At 64.7% G+C, this 17,882-nt stretch carries 17 protein-coding genes and 1 pseudogene; 12 read left to right on the top strand and 6 right to left on the bottom strand.

The features are described 5' to 3' along the window. Positions 1–33 precede the first annotated feature (33 nt). A complete protein-coding gene (locus AC3WUT_RS24970) occupies positions 34–1,065 on the top strand; it encodes a LysR family transcriptional regulator (RefSeq protein WP_492349768.1) in 1,032 nt (343 codons plus the stop codon). On the opposite strand, the gene AC3WUT_RS24975 is transcribed toward AC3WUT_RS24970, so the two are convergent. From AC3WUT_RS24975 to AC3WUT_RS24995, 5 genes are all read right to left on the bottom strand, one after another. After that, complete coding sequence (locus AC3WUT_RS24975) at positions 977–2,323, bottom strand: acetyl-CoA hydrolase/transferase family protein (RefSeq protein WP_492349769.1); 1,347 nt, start codon at positions 2,321–2,323, stop codon at positions 977–979. The two genes, AC3WUT_RS24970 and AC3WUT_RS24975, sit on opposite strands and share 89 nt — an antisense overlap. A 20-nt stretch (positions 2,324–2,343) precedes the next feature. Then, entirely contained in the window at positions 2,344–4,125 is a 1,782-nt protein-coding gene (locus AC3WUT_RS24980; RefSeq protein WP_492349770.1) for an acyl-CoA dehydrogenase, read from the bottom strand. Between the two features lie 77 nt (positions 4,126–4,202). Beyond that, the gene (locus tag AC3WUT_RS24985) at positions 4,203–5,147 is read right to left on the bottom strand and encodes an electron transfer flavoprotein subunit alpha/FixB family protein (RefSeq protein WP_492349771.1); all 945 of its coding nucleotides are present in this window, start codon (positions 5,145–5,147) and stop codon (positions 4,203–4,205) included. Positions 5,148–5,149: 2 nt separating this feature from the next. Next, positions 5,150–5,899, bottom strand: a complete 750-nt coding sequence (locus AC3WUT_RS24990) for an electron transfer flavoprotein subunit beta/FixA family protein (RefSeq protein WP_492349772.1) — start codon at positions 5,897–5,899, stop codon at positions 5,150–5,152. Between the two features lie 88 nt (positions 5,900–5,987). Next, entirely contained in the window at positions 5,988–6,236 is a 249-nt protein-coding gene (locus AC3WUT_RS24995; RefSeq protein ID WP_492349773.1) for a hypothetical protein, read from the bottom strand. Between the two features lie 140 nt (positions 6,237–6,376). Here AC3WUT_RS24995 and AC3WUT_RS25000 point away from each other — a divergent pair, with 140 nt between their 5' ends. The 5 genes and pseudogenes from AC3WUT_RS25000 (at position 6,377) to AC3WUT_RS25020 (ending at position 10,577) form a co-directional block, all read left to right on the top strand. Beyond that, on the top strand, positions 6,377–8,344 hold the full coding sequence (locus tag AC3WUT_RS25000) for a PAS-domain containing protein (RefSeq protein ID WP_492349774.1): 1,968 nt from the start codon (positions 6,377–6,379) through the stop codon (positions 8,342–8,344). Then, on the top strand, positions 8,341–9,075 hold the full coding sequence (locus AC3WUT_RS25005) for a response regulator transcription factor (RefSeq protein ID WP_492349775.1): 735 nt from the start codon (positions 8,341–8,343) through the stop codon (positions 9,073–9,075). The genes AC3WUT_RS25000 and AC3WUT_RS25005 overlap by 4 nt, the downstream gene beginning before the upstream one ends. Positions 9,076–9,232: 157 nt before the next feature. Further along, positions 9,233–9,844 carry a hypothetical protein gene (locus AC3WUT_RS25010; protein ID WP_492349776.1) on the top strand — a complete coding sequence of 204 codons (612 nt, stop codon included), beginning with the start codon at positions 9,233–9,235 and terminating at the stop codon, positions 9,842–9,844. After that, positions 9,841–10,002 (top strand): annotated as a pseudogene (locus AC3WUT_RS25015) (aldo/keto reductase); the annotation flags it as partial. The gene AC3WUT_RS25010 and the pseudogene AC3WUT_RS25015, both read left to right, overlap by 4 nt. Before the next feature lie 95 nt (positions 10,003–10,097). Then, positions 10,098–10,577, top strand: coding sequence for a (R)-mandelonitrile lyase (locus AC3WUT_RS25020; RefSeq protein ID WP_492349777.1), 480 nt, complete (start codon positions 10,098–10,100; stop codon positions 10,575–10,577). Positions 10,578–10,695: 118 nt separating this feature from the next. On the opposite strand, the gene AC3WUT_RS25025 is transcribed toward AC3WUT_RS25020, so the two are convergent. Continuing rightward, positions 10,696–11,736 (bottom strand): LysR family transcriptional regulator, encoded by a 1,041-nt coding sequence (locus AC3WUT_RS25025; RefSeq protein ID WP_492349778.1) that lies wholly within the window; start codon positions 11,734–11,736, stop codon positions 10,696–10,698. A 143-nt stretch (positions 11,737–11,879) separates the two neighbouring features. Here AC3WUT_RS25025 and AC3WUT_RS25030 point away from each other — a divergent pair, with 143 nt between their 5' ends. The 6 genes from AC3WUT_RS25030 (at position 11,880) to benD (ending at position 17,860) form a co-directional block, all read left to right on the top strand. Further along, entirely contained in the window at positions 11,880–13,064 is a 1,185-nt protein-coding gene (locus AC3WUT_RS25030; RefSeq protein ID WP_492349779.1) for a muconate/chloromuconate family cycloisomerase, read from the top strand. Positions 13,065–13,131: 67 nt separating this feature from the next. After that, positions 13,132–14,067, top strand: coding sequence for a catechol 1,2-dioxygenase (catA, locus tag AC3WUT_RS25035; RefSeq protein WP_492349780.1), 936 nt, complete (start codon positions 13,132–13,134; stop codon positions 14,065–14,067). A gap of 111 nt (positions 14,068–14,178) precedes the next feature. Beyond that, positions 14,179–15,543, top strand: a complete 1,365-nt coding sequence (locus AC3WUT_RS25040) for a Rieske 2Fe-2S domain-containing protein (RefSeq protein ID WP_492349781.1) — start codon at positions 14,179–14,181, stop codon at positions 15,541–15,543. After that, positions 15,540–16,031, top strand: coding sequence for a benzoate 1,2-dioxygenase small subunit (benB, locus tag AC3WUT_RS25045; protein ID WP_492349782.1), 492 nt, complete (start codon positions 15,540–15,542; stop codon positions 16,029–16,031). Before AC3WUT_RS25040 ends, benB begins: the two co-directional genes overlap by 4 nt. 15 nt (positions 16,032–16,046) lie before the next feature. Further along, entirely contained in the window at positions 16,047–17,069 is a 1,023-nt protein-coding gene (gene benC / locus AC3WUT_RS25050) for a benzoate 1,2-dioxygenase electron transfer component BenC (protein ID WP_492349783.1), read from the top strand. Further along, a complete protein-coding gene (gene benD / locus AC3WUT_RS25055) occupies positions 17,066–17,860 on the top strand; it encodes a benzoate diol dehydrogenase BenD (RefSeq protein ID WP_492349784.1) in 795 nt (264 codons plus the stop codon). The genes benC and benD overlap by 4 nt, the downstream gene beginning before the upstream one ends. The last annotated feature ends 22 nt before the right edge of the window (positions 17,861–17,882 follow it).

Below are 17,882 nucleotides of genomic sequence, written 5' to 3' on the forward strand. Positions count from 1 at the left end.
TCAGAGTTCGATAAATTTTGCTCATGGATCGGCATGATTGAACGCATTCACCTGGCCATCATCCAGGCCGTGGATCGGCAGGGTTCGATGACGGCCGCAGCCTCGACCCTGTGCCTGACGCAGCCCGCGCTGAGCCATGCCATGAAAAAGCTGGAGCAGTTGATGGGCACCGACATCTGGTTGCGCGAAGGCCGCAGCCTGCGCCTGACCCAGGCTGGCCAGTACTTGTTGGCAGTGGCCAACCGGGTGCTGCCCCAGTTGGAGCTGGCCGAGGCCCGCATGAAGCAGTTTGCCCAGGGTGAGCGCGGCACGCTGCGCATTGGCATGGAGTGCCACCCCTGCTACCAATGGCTGTTGAAGATCGTGGCGCCCTACCTGGCGGCCTGGCCCGATGTCGAAGTGGACGTGAAGCAGAAGTTCCAGTTCGGGGGCATCGGTGCGCTGTTTGGCTACGAGATCGACCTGCTGGTCACGCCCGACCCGGTGTTCAAGCCGGGCCTGCATTTCGAGCCGGTGTTTGACTATGAACAGGTGCTGGTGGTGGGCCAGGGCCATTGGCTGGCTGACCACCTCTTTGTCGAGCCAGCTGAACTGGCGTCTGAAGTGCTGCTGAGCTACCCCGTATCGCCCGAAAGGCTCGACATCTACCAGCAGTTTCTGGTGCCTGCGGGCGTGCTGCCCCGGCGTCACAAGCCGATCGAGAACACCGACATCATGCTGCAGATGGTGGCCAGCGGGCGGGGCGTGGCCGCGCTGCCACGCTGGCTGGTGCAAGAGTACGCGGCCCGCTTGCCGATCCAGCCGGTGCGCCTGGGCGAGCAAGGCATTGCCAAGCAGATCTACCTGGGCGCCCGCGAGGCCGATGTGCAGGTGGACTACCTGCAGGCCTTTGTGGCGCTGGCACGCAGCAGCGATGTGCGGGGGCCACCGCCAAGGCCCCGGCGACCTGAAACGGCCCCCGGGCCGCTGCCTCAGGTCACAGCACCCGCTGCGAACGCCGCCACACCCCCAGGCGGGCGGCATCCTGGATCAACTGCTCCCGAAAATCCGGGTGTGCGATGTTGATCAGGGCTTCGGCCCGCTGCCAGGTCGATTTGGCCTTCAACTGGGCGCAGCCGAACTCGGTCACCACGTAATGCACCAGCGAGCGCGGGCAGGTGACGATGGAGCCTGGCGACAGCGTCGGCACGATGCGCGAGGCCAGCGTGCCATCTTTTTGCCGGTAGGTGGAGTTGAGGCAGATCAGGCCCTTGCCGCCTTCCGATTTGTAGGCGCCCAGGATGAAGTCCAACTGCCCACCGGTGCCCGAGATCTGTCGGGTGCCAGTCGACTCGCTGGACACCTGGGTGAACAGGTCAATCTCGATGGCGTTGTTGATCGCCACCACCTTGGGGTTGCGGCCGATCACGCAGGGGTCGTTGGTGTACGACGCGGGGTAGATGGCGGCGGCCGGGTTGTTGTGCAGAAAGTCGTAGAGCTTTTGCGAACCCATGGCAAAGGTGTAGACCATCTTGCCGCGGTCCAGCGCTTTGCGTTGGCCGGTGATGCGGCCGGCCTCGTACATGTCCACATACGAGTCGGCCAGCATCTCGGTGTGCACCCCGAGGTCTTTCAGGTCGCTTTGTGCGATCAGCGCGCCCACGATGTTGGGCAAGGCACCGATGCCCAGTTGAATCGTGGCGCCGTCTTCCAGCAAGCCCATGACGTAGCCGGCGATGGTGGTGTCCGCCGCACCGGCCTGGGTGGCCGGCAGTTGCAGAAGGGGGCTGTTGGGGCCCTCGATCACGCCATTCACCTGGCTCAGGTGGATGCCCTCATCGAGCCCGCCCAGACAGCGCGGTGCGCGGGTGTTCACCTCCACCAGCACCTTGCGGGCCTTGCGCAGGTAGGCGGGCGTGAGCGAGCAACTGGTTGAGAGGTTGAAGAAGCCATGGGCATCCATGGGCGTGACCTGCACCACCGCCACCTCGGGCTCTTCGTACAGCATCACGTTCTGCGGGCCCTGGTGGTAGCACAGGGGGATGTAGCTGGCCAGGCCTTTTTCAGCGGCCTGGCGTGCCAGGCCCGAGAAATGCCAGTCGTTCCAGACGAAGGCCTCGCGTTGGGGGTCGGCTTCAACGCACTTCAGAGGTTTGGCGCGGGTGGTGGTGATCAGGTTCACGTCACGCAGCACGCCGGCGCGCAGGGCGAGGGCCGCGTCAAAGGCCTCCACGCTCTGGGCAAATTCGCCCAGAAACACGGTGTCACCCGATTGCACCAGGGCCGCGGCGGCGTCAGCGCTCAGTCGTTTTTGCCGGTAGAGCGCCTGCAGGTCTTGTGTCATGTTGGCAGATCCGAGGCAGGTCAGAACAAATCGGCGGGCATGGCCTGGGTGTTGCCCCCGGCTTGCACGATGGCGCTGGCCAGGGCATCGGCCAGGGGCAGCAGTGACTGGGCATAGAACACCGCGGTGTGCACCTTGGCGCCGTAGAAGGCGGGGTCTTCGTTGCGCTTTTCCAGGGCCACCATCAAGGCACGGGCCATCTGCCAGCCGCACAACACGTAGCCGGCCAGCTTGAGGTAGCTCACCGCGCCGGCGTACACCGACTTGGGGTCGGTCTTGCCATGGGCCAGCACGTGCGCCACGACAGCTTCCAGCGCCTGCCGTGCCGGGGTGAGGGCCGCGCGCATCAGCGCGCATTCGGGCTCGCCATGCACGGCCAGGTCTTCTTCGGTGCTGGCCACCAGGGCGCACAGGTGCTGCGCCATGGCGCCGCCATCGCGCAAGGTCTTGCGCCCCACCAGGTCATTGGCCTGGATGGCGGTGGTGCCCTCGTAGATGCTCAGGATGCGGGCGTCGCGGTAGTGCTGCGCCGCGCCGGTTTCTTCGATGAAACCCATGCCGCCGTGCACCTGTACGCCCAGGCTGGTCACGTCGATGGCCAGCTCGGTGCTGAAGCCTTTGACCACCGGCACCAGGTAGTCGTACAGCGCCTGGTACCGGGCACGCCGCTGCGCATCGGGGGCGTGGTGGGCCTGGTCGCTGGCGGCGGCCGTCACATAGGCCAGGGCGCGTTCACCCTCGGTCAGCGCACGCATGGTCAAGAGCATGCGCTTCACATCGGGGTGCTCGATGATGGCCACGGGCCCGGCAGAGCCTGCCAGGTCACGGCTTTGCACGCGTTGGCGAGCAAAGGCCACCGCTTGCTGGTAGGCCCGGTCGGACACCGCGATGCCCTGCATGCCCACGGCAAAGCGGGCCGCGTTCATCATGATGAACATGTACTCCAGGCCCCGGTTTTCTTCGCCCACCAGGTGGCCCACCGCGCCGCCATGCTCACCAAACTGCAGCACGGCCGTGGGTGAGGCCTTGATGCCCAGCTTGTGTTCGATGCTGATGCAGTGGGCGTCGTTGCGCGCGCCCAGGCTGCCGTCCGCCTGCACCAGGTATTTGGGCACCACGAACAGGCTGATGCCCTTCACGCCTTCGGGCGCTCCCGGCACCCGGGCCAGCACCAGGTGCACGATGTTCTCGGCCATGTCGTGCTCACCGTAGGTGATGAAGATCTTGGTGCCAAACACGCGGTAGCTTCCATCGTCCTGACGCTCGGCCCGGGTGCGCACGGCGGCCAGGTCCGAGCCGGCCTGGGGCTCGGTCAGGTTCATGGTGCCGGTCCACTGGCCCGAGATCATCTTCTCCAGGTAGATGCGCTTGAGCTCGTCGCTGCCCGCCGTCAGCAGGGCTTCGATGGCACCATCGGTCAGCATGGGGCACAGCGCAAACGACAGGTTGGCCGCATGCAGCATTTCCATGCAGCCCGTGGCGATCAGCTTGGGCAAGCCTTGGCCACCGTGCTCGACGGGATGCACCACCCCTTGCCAGCCGCCGGCCGCGAATTGTTCGAAGGCCTGCTTGAAGCCCGGCGTGGTGCTGACCTCGCCATCCTTCCAGGCCGACGGGTTCTTGTCGCCGGGCGCGTTCAGAGGTGCGACTACGCCTTCACAGAACTTGGCAGATTCCTCCAGCACGGCTTCGGCGGTGTCCCGGCCGTGGTCTTCAAAGCCGGGCAGGGCGGCGATGCCATCAAGGCCGGCCAGGTGGTCCATCACGAACAGCATGTCCTTGAGGGGGGCTTGGTATGTCATGTCTCTCTCCAGAGTGTCTTGGGGTGTCGGGGGCGCCTGAGGCCGGGGGCCTCAGGTCAAGGCTCACAGGGGGGCGTTCAAAGCTGGCTGATCAACTCTGGCACGGCCGCAAACAGATCAGCCTCCAGGCCATAGTCGGCCACGCTGAAGATCGGTGCCTCCGGGTCCTTGTTGATCGCCACGATCACCTTGCTGTCCTTCATCCCCGCCAAGTGCTGGATCGCGCCACTGATGCCGCAGGCCACGTACAGGCTCGGCGCCACGATCTTGCCCGTCTGGCCCACCTGCCAGTCGTTGGGCGCGTAGCCCGCGTCCACCGCGGCGCGGCTGGCACCCAGCGCCGCGCCCAGCTTGTCGGCCAGCGGGGTCAGCACTTCGTTGAACTTCTCGCTGCTGCCCAAGGCACGGCCACCCGACACGATGATCTTGGCCGCCGTCAGCTCGGGGCGGTCGCTCTTGGCGATCTCGCTGCCCACGAAGGCGCTTTTGCCGCTGTCGGCCTGGGCTGCGATGGTTTCCACCGCGGCGCTGCCGCCCGTGGCCGCCGCCGCGTCAAAGCCCGTGGTACGCACGGTGATGACCTTGATGGCGTCCGCGCTTTGCACGGTGGCAATCGCGTTGCCGGCGTAGATCGGGCGCTCGAAGGTGTCGGCGCTGATGACCTTGCTGATTTCGCTGATCTGCGCCACGTCGAGCTTGGCTGCCACGCGCGGGGCAGCGTTCTTGCCGCCTGCAGTGGCGGGGAACACGATGTGGCTGTAGGCACCAGCGATGGCCAGCACCTGGGCGGCCACGTTCTCGGCCAGGCCGTGGGCCAGGGCTTCGCTGTCGGCGTGGATGACTTTGCTGACACCGGCGATCTGAGCAGCAGCTGCAGCGGCAGCGCCTGCGTTGTGGCCGGCCACCAGCACGTGCACGTCGCCACCAGCCTGGATGGCTGCGGTCACGGTGTTCAGGGTGGCGCCCTTGATGGTCGCGTTGTCGTGTTCGGCCACCACCAGAATGTTTGCGAGTGCGGTCATGTTCAGATCACCTTGGCTTCAGTTTTCAGTTTGTTCACCAGGGCGGCCACGTCGGCCACCTTCACGCCCGCACCTCGTTTGGGCGGCTCGCTGACCTTCAGGGTCTTCAGGCGCGGGCTCACGTCCACACCCAGGTCTTCGGGCTTGACGGTCTCCAGCGGCTTCTTCTTGGCCTTCATGATGTTGGGCAGCGTCACATAGCGCGGCTCGTTCAGGCGCAGGTCGGTGGTGACAACAGCCGGCAGGCTCAAGGAGAGGGTTTCCAGGCCACCGTCGATTTCACGCGTGACGTTGACCTTGTCGCCCGCCACTTCAACCTTGCTGGCGAAGGTGGCCTGGGGCAGGTCGGCCAAAGCGGCCAGCATCTGGCCGGTCTGATTGGCGTCGTCGTCAATGGCTTGCTTGCCCAGAATGATCAGGCCCGGCTGCTCTTTGGCCACCAGGGCGTTCAAGAGCTTGGCCACGGCCAGGGGCTGCAGTTCTGCATCGGTTTCGACCAGGATGGCCCGGTCGGCGCCGATGGCCATGGCCGTGCGCAGGGTCTCCTGGCACTGGGCCACGCCGCAGCTCACCGCGATCACCTCGGTGGCCACGCCTTTTTCCTTCAGGCGCACCGCTTCTTCGACGGCAATCTCGTCAAAGGGGTTCATGCTCATCTTCACGTTGGCAATGTCCACACCGCGCAAGTCCGACTTCACCCGGACCTTCACGTTGTAGTCCACCACGCGTTTGACGGGGACGAGAATCTTCATTTCATGGCTCCTGTTGTTGGGCTTTTTGTGTTCGCTGAACGGGGGCATGGCCTTGGCTTTGCCGTCATGCACCCGTGTGTTGTTCACGTCACAGGCCGTTTGCGGCACGCCCCGGCTTGTTTGAGGTCCACGGGCTTGACTGTGATGGGGGGGGGCACCCTGTGACCAGACCGGACAGGTGCGCAAATAGGTGCGCAAATAGGTGTGCAAATGCGGCGCTGTGGCCACCCGAAACACCGGCAAGCCGCACGATGGCGGCTTCGGTGAGGGGCTTGGCGAAGGCGGCCTGCCTGCTCACCTTCGGGTCTTCAATGGGGTGGCCGCGCTGCTCGTTCATGGGTCTCCTGCTTTTGGGCAGGATCTTCACAGAACATGTTTGCAGCAGTTTTGGGCAAATGTGACGAATGTTTGCATGCAAACCCGGCCCCGTGCCTTGCTCCTACAATTCCGCCGGCACGCATTTCAACTGCGCAGGAGATGCTCTTGAGTTCGCTGTTCCCTGTCGAGCCCATCCGCCCTGCGGAACGCTCGACGCCCTTGTATGCCGCTCTGAGCCGGGTCGAGCAAGGTTTCACCCTGGTGGATGATGACCTGCACTTGCTGGCCTGGAACGAGGCCTTTCTGCGTCTGCTGGACCTGCCCCCGGCCCTGGTTCAGCGGGGCAGCCCGCTGGAGGCGGTGATTCGCTTCAACGCGGCCCGACACGATGAGGGGGGGGGCGATGTCGAGGCCCTGATCCAGGAGCGCTTGCGTGTGGCGCGGCGTGGTGAGCCTCATTCGCTGGAGCACGTGACGCCTTCAGGCGCCGTGCTGCGGGTCACTGGCGTGAGTGTGCCGGGGCACGGATTTCTGACCGTGTACACCGACGTCACCGAGCAGCGCAGTGCCGAGCAGATGATGCGCGATCAAAACGCGTTGCTGGAGACCCGCGTTGCAGAGCGAACCATCGAGCTGCGCCGCAGCGAGGCGCAGATGCGCCTGATCACCGACTCGATCCCTGCGCTGGTGGCGTACTTTGACCAGCATCGCAATTACCGCTTCATCAACCGGGGTTACCAGGATTGGTTTGGCCTGGACCCCAGCCAACCTGAAAAGGTCAGTGCCCGCGAGTTCCTGGGCCTGGAGACCTACACCCAGATCAAACCCAATGTGGCCCAGGCCCTCCAGGGCAGGCCGGTCACGTTCGAGTACCACATCCACACCATTGACGGGCGAACCTTGATGGCCCGGACCACGCTGATCCCCGAGTTGAATGCCGATGCGCAGGTGATCGGCTGTTTCGAATTGACCTTCGACATCACCGAAGAGAGGCGCGCCCAGGAGTTGCTGGTCCAGGCCCAGAAGATGGAGGCCTTGGGGCAGCTGACCGGAGGCCTGGCGCACGACTTCAACAACATTCTCATGGTCGTGCTGGGCAACCTCACAGCACTGGCGGAGCAGGCGCCGGCACAGGCCCACGTGGGCGAGTACATCCAGCCAGCCATCGAGGCGGTGCGCCGCGGCACCAAGCTGATCCGGGGCTTGCTGACTTTTTCGCGCAAGCAAGCCATTGAGGCACGGATCGTCGATCTGAACCCCTTGGTGGGTGGGGTGCAAGATCTGGTCAAGCACACCTTGCCCAGCACGCAGCAACTGGTGACCCAGGTGAGCCCGGCGCCGATCATGGTGTCGGTTGATCCCCAGCAGTTGCAGAACTCCTTGTTGAACCTCATCCTCAACGCTCACGATGCCACCGCCGGGCACGGACGCATCGAGGTGCGCAGCACGCACCAGCAACTCGATGGGCTTCAGGCCTCGCATTTGGGGCTGGAGCCTGGTGCCTACGCCTGCCTGCAGGTCAGTGACAACGGCTGTGGCATGGATGCCAGCACCCGGGCCCGCGTGTTCGAGCCCTTCTTCACCACCAAATCGGCAGGGCAGGGCACGGGCCTGGGGCTGTCGATGGTCTACGGCTTTGTGCGGCAAAGTGGTGGCGGCATTGACATCCAGAGCAGTCCTGGCAAAGGCTGCTGTGTCAGCCTCTGGCTGCCGCAGGCACCGCCTGATGCGGTGGCGCAAGCCTTGGACCCCGCGCCGCTCGTGTTGCCGCCGACCCAGGCCGGGTTGGCCTTGCTGGTCGATGATGATGTTCAGGTCCGGGTCACGGTGCGCCGCCTGTTGCTTGACCTGGGCTACGCGGTGCTGGAGGCCGAGAACGGAGCCGAAGCCCGGGACATCCTGGATCAGACGCCCAACATCCATTTGTTGCTGTCCGATATCGTGATGCCCGGGGCCATTGATGGCCGGGAGTTGGCCCGGTATGCCCGACGATCCGGCGAGGTGGCGCACATCCTATTGATGAGCGGGTACGCCGCAGAATCCGAAGGGCCTCTGGACACCCCTTTGTTGGCCAAGCCCTTTGGCAAGGCCGAGCTCAGTGCCGCGTTGCGGGAGATCGGCGCATGACGCGCCCGGTGAAACCAGCATCAGGCAGCCCGGCCCAGCCCCTGATCTACGTCATCGAAGACGACGAGGCCGTGGCCCAGATCGTGACCCGCAGCCTGGCCGAGTTCGGCTTTGCCACCGAGTGGTTTCGCAATGGCAGCTCGGTGCTGCGGCGCTTGAAACAGGAATCCGCCGATCTGTGCATCGTCGACCTCGGTTTGCCTGACATCGATGGCATCGAGCTGCTGCGACAGATCAGCCTGCAGTCCAGTTGCGGCTTGCTCATCCTGACCGGGCGCGGCCACATGATCGACCGGGTCATGGGGCTGGAGCTGGGTGCCGACGATTACGTGGTCAAGCCCTTCGAGCCGCGCGAGCTGGTGGCCCGGGTGCGCAGCATCCTGCGTCGCCGCCGAGCCCCGTCGCCGGGGGCAGAGTCCGCGCGTCATGCGCACTTTGCAGGCTGGATTTTCGATGCGTCGTCCAACACCCTGACGGGCAGCGATGGCGCCACCCACTTGTTGGGCGTGGCCGAGGCGGAGGTGCTGCGTGCCTTTCTGTTGCGGCCCCACCAGATCCTGAATCGCGAGCATTTGCTGGCCCAGCGCGACCTGTCGCCCGCTGACCGCACCATCGACGTCCGAATCTCGCGCATTCGCAGAAAGCTCGAAGCCGATCCACAGAACCCGAAAATCATCAAGACCGTCTATGGCGCGGGCTACATGCTCATGGCGCAGGTCAGTTGGCGCTGACCGTGTCCGCAGGGGGCGCTTGGTGCCTCAGTGCCGGGCCTTGTCAATGTCTGGCCGGCGCCTTGTTGTCCACCCTGGGCATGCTGGCCCTGGTGTATGGCCTGGTCGAGGGCCGGAGACCACCTGGCTGTCGGCCCACAGCTGGGGTCCGCTGGGTTTGGGGGGGCTGCTGCTGATCGGCTTCATCGTCCATGAGGCCCGTGCCGCAGAACCTCTGTTGCCGCTGCGGCTTTTTGACAGCCGCGTGCGCTCGGGGTCTTATGCTGCCCGGGTCTTGTTCTTGGCCGGCGTGATCGGCTTCTGGTTCTACCTGACCCAAGACCTGCAAGGGGTGCTGGGCATGGCGTGGCTGGCGCAGCTCGGTCCCCAGGGCAGCTATCTGGCCAATGTGGCCTGGCCCATGGTGGTGCTGGGGGTGGGCCAGGGGCTGACGCTCAGCCCCTTGACCATCGCCGGAGTGGCCGGCGTGCGAGCCCAGGACGCTGGTGCGGCCTCTGGCCTGGTCAATGCCGCGCATCAGTTGGGCGGCTCGCTCGGCCTGGCTTGGCTGGTCGTGGTGTTTTCGGCCAGCGCCCACCCAGGCACGGGCTCCGTCACGGACAGCAAGGCCGACCTGGCCCATCGGGTGGCCAACTGCCTGGGCACCAGTGCGGTTTTGCTGGCGCTGTCGCTGGTCACGGTGCTGCTGTTTGTGCTTCAAAAGCGCGCCGCCAGGGGCCCTGACCCGGTGGTACTGACATCGCACGGCTTCAGAAAGGACGCCTCATGAAACAAGGTCAATCGGGCCGCAGTGGCCTTCAAGTCTCGGCCCTTGGCCTGGGCTGCATGGGCCACGGCGACGGACCCGGTGTCGATCGCGTGACTGCCGTGCAACTGATCTGGCAGGCGATCGAGCGTGGCGTGACCTTCTCCGACACCGCCGAGGTGCTGGAACGCATTCCTGTGCAGGGCGCCCGTTATCCTGTGCAACTGGCCGCTCGTGTCGGGCGTTGATCACCTCCAACCCTTTCAAGGAACACCCCATGAACCCTCTCTTCACCGCTGGCGGCCTGCCCCAGGCCGCGCCCGATACGGCCTTGGCCGCCGACACCGGTCTGCAGATCACCCGAGCGGGCCACCGCCCTGTCAATGCGGCCCCTGAGCAGTACTTCACTGGCCGTGTCAGCGTCGAGATGCTGCAAGTGCCCAGTGGCGAAGAGCGCAGTTCGGCCGGCGCGGTCACTTTCAATCCCGGCGCTCGCACCCACTGGCACAGCCACCCGCTGGGCCAGACCTTGATCGTCACGGCCGGCGTCGGCCGCATCCAGCGCTGGGGTGGCCCGGTGGAAGAGATCCGCGTCGGTGACGTGGTGCACATCCCGCCCCATGCCAAGCATTGGCATGGGGCGGCCCCCGACAGCGCCATGACCCACACGGCGATCACCGAGGTCCTGCACGGCAGTGCCGCCGACTGGCTGGAGGCCGTGACCGACGCGCAATATCAGCAGCGCCCGGCATCCTGAGCCAGGCTGCTTTCAGGGCCTGCTTTCTGAAAAAAAATCGATGATGAAGATGAGGAGCCCAGCCGGCAGCTTCATCGCCGGCAGCGACTTTTTGATGGATGGCGGCGTGAACGGCGGCCTAGCGCTTTGGATCGCTGACGCCCGCTGCCTGATCCTGCCCGTGGGCTTGGCTGCCGCGGTCTTGCTTGAGCGTGGCGCTATCCTGGTCGAGCTTCAGCTCGCCACCGGTTGTCAGATCCGATGGAAAGGCGTTGGTCTGAAAGTCCAGCCAGGGCGGGTTTTGGGCGTACATCTCCGCGATGAGCTGCTTGACGGCCCCGATGTACCACGAGTCATCGTTGAGGCGATGGCTCAGGATGATGGGCGAGGTGGCGGTCTCGTCGGCGATCAGCCGATAGACCAGATCAGAGCGCAGGCGCGCCGCCGCCGGCACAATGCACAAGCCCACCTCGGCCGCGACCAGGCCCAGTGCGGTGTGTAGCTCTCGCACTTCGTGCACCTCGGCCAGCTTCACGCCTTTCTCGTGCAACAGGCCCAGCACATGGTCTGCAAAACTGGGGCGGGGCTCTTTGGGGAACACCAGCATGGGCAGGCCATCGAGCTCATGCAGCGGGACTGGCCCGCTCTCGGCGGCCAGCGGCCAGGCCGGCGGGATGGCCAGCACCAGCCTTTCCTCGCGCAGCACCCTGCGTGCCACCGAGGTGTCATGGCTGCGCAGGCGCCCCAGCCCCAGGTCGATGCGGCCCGACTTGAGTTCGCTGATCTGCTGGATCGAGCCCAGGTCGACCAGATGCACATCGGTGTCGGGGTAGCGGCGGCGAAAGATCCGCACCAGCATCGGCAGACCGCCGTACAGCGTGGTTGGCACGTAGCCGATCGTGATCGACTGTCGGTGGTCGCGCCCGGCCTGCCGTGCCGTGCTTTTCATCTGATCGACCCGGTGCAGCACCTGCAGCGACTGTTCGTAGAACAACCTGCCCGCCTCGGTGAGCCGCACCGGACGGCTGTTGCGCTGGATGAGTTGGACGCCCAGTTCCTCTTCAAGCTGCTGGATCTGCCGGCTCAACGGTGGCTGAGCGATGTGCATCTGCTCGGCCGCACGTGTGAAGTTGCGGGTGGTGGCCACCGCCACAAAATACCTGAGTTGGCGCAGATCCATAGGGGAAAACCATAGCCGGTTGGGATACTGTTGATCTAAGTGCTTGTTTTTCAACAAAAAGCATGGCGATCATACCTAATAGGTATCGTATTAGATGAATATGGTGTTGGCCTTGAACGGCCTGTTTCCGTTCAATACGGGCTATGCAAAACACCGCCCGCCCAACAGCCGCCGGCCCCGTGGTCATCGAACGTGTCGAGACGATGCTGGTCGATCTGCCCACGATCCGTCCTCACAAACTGTCGATGGCCGTCATGAACGGCCAGACGCTGATGCTGGTACGCATCCGCTGCTCGGATGGCACGGTGGGCATTGGCGAAGGCACCACCATCGGAGGTCTGGCCTATGGCGCCGAGTCGCCCGAGGGGATGAAGCTGGCCATCGACACCTACTTTGCACCCCAGCTCATCGGTGCCGATGCCAACCGCGTGGCCGCCTTGATGGCCCGCCTGAACGTCGCCATCCGCGACAACCGATTTGCCAAGTGTGCGGTCGAGACCGCGCTGTTCGACGCGTTGGGCCACCGCACCGGCCTGCCGGTGTCAGAACTGCTGGGCGGCCGCCTGCGGGATCGCCTGCCGGTGGCCTGGACCCTGGCCTCTGGCGACACCGGTCGTGACATCGACGAAGCGCAGCGCATGCTGCAACTGCGCCGGCATCAGATTTTCAAGCTCAAGATCGGCCGCCGGCCGGTGCGCGAGGACGTTGCGCACGTTGCCGCGATCAAGAAGGCGCTGGGCGACCAGGCCTCGGTGCGCGTGGACGTGAACATGGCCTGGAGCGAGCTGGACGCCCAGCATGGTCTGGCAGGCCTGGTCGATGCGGGCTGTGAGCTGGTCGAGCAGCCGGTGGCCAGCGTGGATGCCCTGGCTCGCCTCACAGGCAAGTACCCGATCGCGTTGATGGCCGATGAATCCCTGATGGGGCCGGAGACCGCCTTTGCTCTGGCCCGCGTGGCCGGTGCCAATGTTTTCGCCATCAAGATCGAGCAGTCCGGCGGGCTGCAGGCGGCCCAGCATGTGGCAGCGATTGCCGAGGCGGCCCACATCGACCTGTACGGCGGCACCATGCTGGAAGGCGCCGTGGGCACGATGGCCTCGGCCCATGTGTTCTCCACCTTCCGCGAGCTGCGCTGGGGCACCGAACTGTTCGGCCCCCTGCTGCTGACCGAGGAGATCCTGGCCCAGCCGCTCGAGTACCAGGATTTCCACCTCACCGTGCCTGCGCTGCCCGGGCTGGGCATCGCGTTGGATGAGGATCGTGTCCAGCACTTCCGCCGCGACCGGACCCGCACAACGGTCGGCCCTGCCGCCGCGCCGCTGAGCTGACGGGACCTGGCGCCCCAGAGCGCGGCCCACCTGACCCCTTTCAAACCCCTACCCAACGGAGACTGCGATGAGTGTTCAAATTTTCAAAACCCAGGAAGTTCAGGATTTCCTGCGCCTGGCCAGCGGCCTGGACCAGAACGGCGGCAACCCCCGCACCAAGCGAATCGTGTTCCGCATCCTTTCTGACCTGTTCAAGGCCATCGAAGACCTGGACATCACCTCGGACGAATACTGGGCCGGCATGGCCTACCTGAATCAGCTTGGCGCACGCGGCGAGGCCGGTCTGCTGTCGCCCGGCCTGGGGCTGGACCGCTACTTTGACATGCGCATGGATGCAGAAGATGCCGCACTGGGCGTCGAGAATGGCACGCCGCGGACCATCGAGGGCCCGCTGTACGTGGCTGGCGCTCCGGTGGAAAAGGGCTTTGCCCGCCTCGATGACGGCAGCGATGCCAAGGGCCACACTCTGATCATGCACGGCACGGTCTACGGCGCCGACGGCCAGCCGGTGTCCAATGCCACGGTCGAGGTCTGGCACGCCAACACCAAGGGCTTCTATTCGCACTTTGATCCCACTGGCGAGCAGCGCCCGTTCAACATGCGCCGCACCATCGTCACCGATGCACAGGGCCGCTACAAATTCCAGAGCATCGTGCCCGTGGGTTACGGCTGCCCGCCTGATGGCCCGACGCAGGCCCTGCTGAACCAGCTGGGCCGTCACGGCAATCGACCGGCGCACATCCACTTCTTCGTCACGGCCGAAGGTCATCGCAAGCTGACCACGCAAATCAACATCGACGGTGATCCGCTGGTCTTCGATGACTTTGCTTACGCCACCCGCGAAGGCCTGGTTCCTCCGCTGGTCGAGCGCACGGATGCGGCCAGCATCCAGGCAGAAGGGCTGAACGGCCCCTTCGCCGAGATCGTCTTTGACATCCGCCTCAGCGCGCTGGTCCAAGGCGTTGACAACCAGATCGTCGACCGCCCCCGCCTGGCCGCCTGAGCGTGATCGTGCTGCGGTGCAGGCCACCGCCGCAGCAGTCACTCCCACATCCCCTGCTGCAAGCCGCGACGCTCGTCGTGGGGGATGACCTCACCCCAAAGAAACCTAGCCATGAACACGAGCACAAGCCCCGACAAGTACGGCGACGTTGAAAAGCTGCTGGACAACGCCTTGCAGGAAGATCGAGATGCCGGCGTCTTCCGTTGCCGTCGCGACATCTTCACCGACCCTGCGCTTTTCGAGCTGGAGATGAAGCACATCTTCGAGAGCAACTGGGTCTACCTGGCTCATGAGAGCCAGATCCCCGAGATCAACGACTACTTCACGACCACCATCGGTCGCCAGCCCATCGTCATCACGCGTGGCAAGGATGGCCAGCTCAATGCCGTGATCAATGCCTGTGCGCACCGTGGTGCGATGCTGTGCCGCAAAAAGCACGGCAACAAGGGCAGCTTCACCTGCCCCTTCCATGGCTGGACCTTCAACAACACCGGCAAGCTGCTCAAGGTCAAGGACGAAAAGACCACCGAGTACCCGGTGCAGTTCAACCAGCAAGGCTCGCACGACCTGAAAAAGGTCGCGCGCTTCGAGAGCTACAAGGGCTTTCTGTTTGGCAGCCTGAACGCCGATGTGCCTTCGCTGGATGACTACCTGGGCGAGACCAAGGTCATCATCGACCAGATCGTCGACCAGGCGCCCGAGGGCCTGGAGGTGCTGCGCGGCAACTCCAGCTATACCTACGACGGCAACTGGAAGCTGCAGATGGAAAACGGCAGTGACGGCTACCACGTCAGCTCCGTGCACTGGAACTACGCGGCCACCATGGGCCGTCGCGCCGACGGCGGCACCAAGGCGGTCGATGCCAATGGCTGGAGCAAGAGCGTGGGCGGTGTCTACGGCTTCGAGAACGGCCACATCCTGCTGTGGACCCAAACCATGAACCCCGAGGTGCGCCCGGTCTACAACCGCCGCGAGGAGCTTCAACAGCGCCTGGGCGAGAGCCGGGCCGAGTTCATCGTCAGCCAGACGCGCAATCTGTGCCTGTACCCCAATGTGTACCTGATGGACCAGTTCTCCACGCAGATCCGCGTGACGCGCCCCATCAGCGTCGACAAGACCGAGGTCACCATCTATTGCTTTGGCCCCAAGGGTGAGAGCGCCGAGGACCGTGCATTGCGCATTCGCCAGTACGAGGACTTTTTCAACGTGTCCGGCATGGGCACGGCCGATGATCTGGAGGAGTTCCGATCCTGCCAGACCGGCTATGCAGGCAAGGCAGCCCCCTGGAACGACCTGAGTCGCGGTGCCCCCTTGTGGGTGGCCGGCCCGGATGAGAACGCCAGCAAGATGGGCATGAAGCCGCTGATCAGTGGTGAGCGCAGCGAAGACGAAGGCCTGTTCGTGTGCCAGCACGAGTATTGGGCCAAGACCATGAAAAAAGGGCTGCAACAGGAACGTGAAGGAGCTCAGTCATGATCGCGAACTACGCAGACATCTGCACCTTTCTGTACCGCGAGGCCAGGCACCTGGATGACCGCGAGTTCGATGCCTGGCTGGCCTTGTATGCCCCGGACGTGACGTACTGGATGCCGGCCTGGGACGATGATGACCAACTCACCGACGACCCGCAAAGCCAGATCTCGCTGATCTACTACCCGAACCGCAACGGGCTTGAAGACCGGGTCTTTCGCATCAAGACCGAGCGCTCCAGCGCCTCCATGCCCGAGCCGCGCACCAGCCACATGCTCACCAATGTGGAGGTGCTCGAAGACCGGGGTGGGGCCGTGGACATCCGCTACAACTTCCACACGCTCAGCCACCGCTACAAGTCGACCGACCACTACTTCGGCACGATCTACGCGACCCTGCGCCAGGGCGGTGACGCCGGCTACCTGATTGAGCGCAAGAAGATCGTGCTGAAGAACGACTACATCAGCCAGGTCGTCGACATCTATCACATCTGAGAGGCGGGAACCCACATGACCCACAACTACCGCATCGCCTTGAACTTCGAGGATGGGGTGACCCGCTTCGTGGAGTGCGGCGCCCAAGAGAAGGTGCTGGACGCCGCCTTTCGCCATCGCATCAACCTGCCCATGGATTGCTCCGACGGCGTGTGCGGAACCTGCAAGTGCCGCACGGAAGCGGGCAGCTATGAGCTCGGCGACGACTACATCGAAGAAGCGTTGACACAGGACGAGGCCGACGAGGGCCTGGTGCTGACCTGCCAGATGGTTCCGACGTCGGACTGCGTCATCGCTGTGCCCGTGCCATCGACAGCCTGCAAGACCGGCACCGCTCGATTCGCTGCCACGGTGAGCGGGGTCACGTCCTTTGGTGACGCCGCCTACGAACTGGTGCTGGATGTCGCCTCTGATGCCCCGGCCTTTCTGCCGGGGCAGTACGTCAACATCGAGGTGCCCGGCAGTGGCCAGCACCGCGCGTATTCCTTCAGTTCTGCGCCAGGGCATCAGCGCCTGAGCTTCATGATCAAACAGGTGCCTGCGGGTTTGATGAGCGGCTGGCTCGAGGCGGCCCAGGCAGGGCAGGCGCTGCAGCTGAGCGGCCCGTTGGGCAGCTTCTACCTGCGCGCCGTGACCCGGCCTTTGCTGTTCCTGGCCGGCGGCACCGGGTTGGCGCCTTTCCTGTCCATGCTCGAGGTGCTGGCACAGCAGGGCACCCAGCAAGCCGTGCACCTGATCTATGGCGTCACGCGCGACCAGGACCTGGTCATGGTGGATCGGCTCGTCGAGTACGCGCGGCGCATCCCGGGGTTCACCTTTGGCACCTGTGTGGCGGACCCGCAGACCCGACACGAGCGCCAGGGCTATGTGACCCAGCACATGCCGGCGCAGGCACTGCACGGCGGCAACGTCGATGTCTACCTGTGCGGCCCACCACCGATGGTGGAGGCGGTGCAGAAGCACTTCAGGGCCGAGTCCATCGAGCCCGCCAGCTTCCACTATGAGAAGTTCACCCCCAACCAGACGGTGGCCGCATGAGCAAGACGCAACGCTTTCAAGACAAGGTGGTGCTGGTGACTGGCGCGGCCCAGGGCATCGGACGTGGTGTCGCGCTGCGCATTGCGGCCGAGGGCGCCCTGGTGCTGGCGGTGGACCGCTCCGACATCGTCGATGAGGTGGTGGCGCAGATCCGCGCAGCCGGCGGGGTGGTTGCCTCGGCCCAGGCCGACCTCGAAACCTATGCCGGTGCGCAGCACGCGGTGGCGCAATGTCTGGCCCATTTCGGTCGCGTCGATGTGCTGATCAACAACGTGGGTGGCACGATCTGGGCCAAGCCTTACGAGCACTACGAAGAGCAGCAGATCGAAGCGGAGATCCGCCGTTCGCTGTTTCCAACCCTGTGGTGCTGCCGGGCGGTCTTGCCTCACATGGTGGAGCGCCGGCAGGGCGTGATCGTCAACGTGTCCTCGGTGGCCACGCGGGGCGTTCATCGTGTGCCGTACTCGGCTGCCAAGGGGGGCGTGAACGCCTTGACGGCCTCCCTGGCGATGGAGCACACCCGGCACGGTATCCGCATCAACGCCACGGCCCCGGGCGGCACCGAAGCCCCACCACGGCGCGTGCCTCGCAACCGGGCAGCTCCCAGCCAGCCCACGGCCACCGAGGCGGCCTGGTACCAGGGAGTCATCGATCAGACCAAGGAATCGAGCCTCATGCACCGCTACGGGAGCATCGACGAACAGGTCGCCCCGATCCTGTTCCTGGCGTCCGACGAGTCTTCTTACATCACTGGCTCGGTCTTGGCTGTGGCCGGCGGCGACCAGGGCTGACCCCCACAACAACAAAACGGAG

Source organism: Curvibacter sp. EU05-FHT14A10, assembly GCF_058791075.1.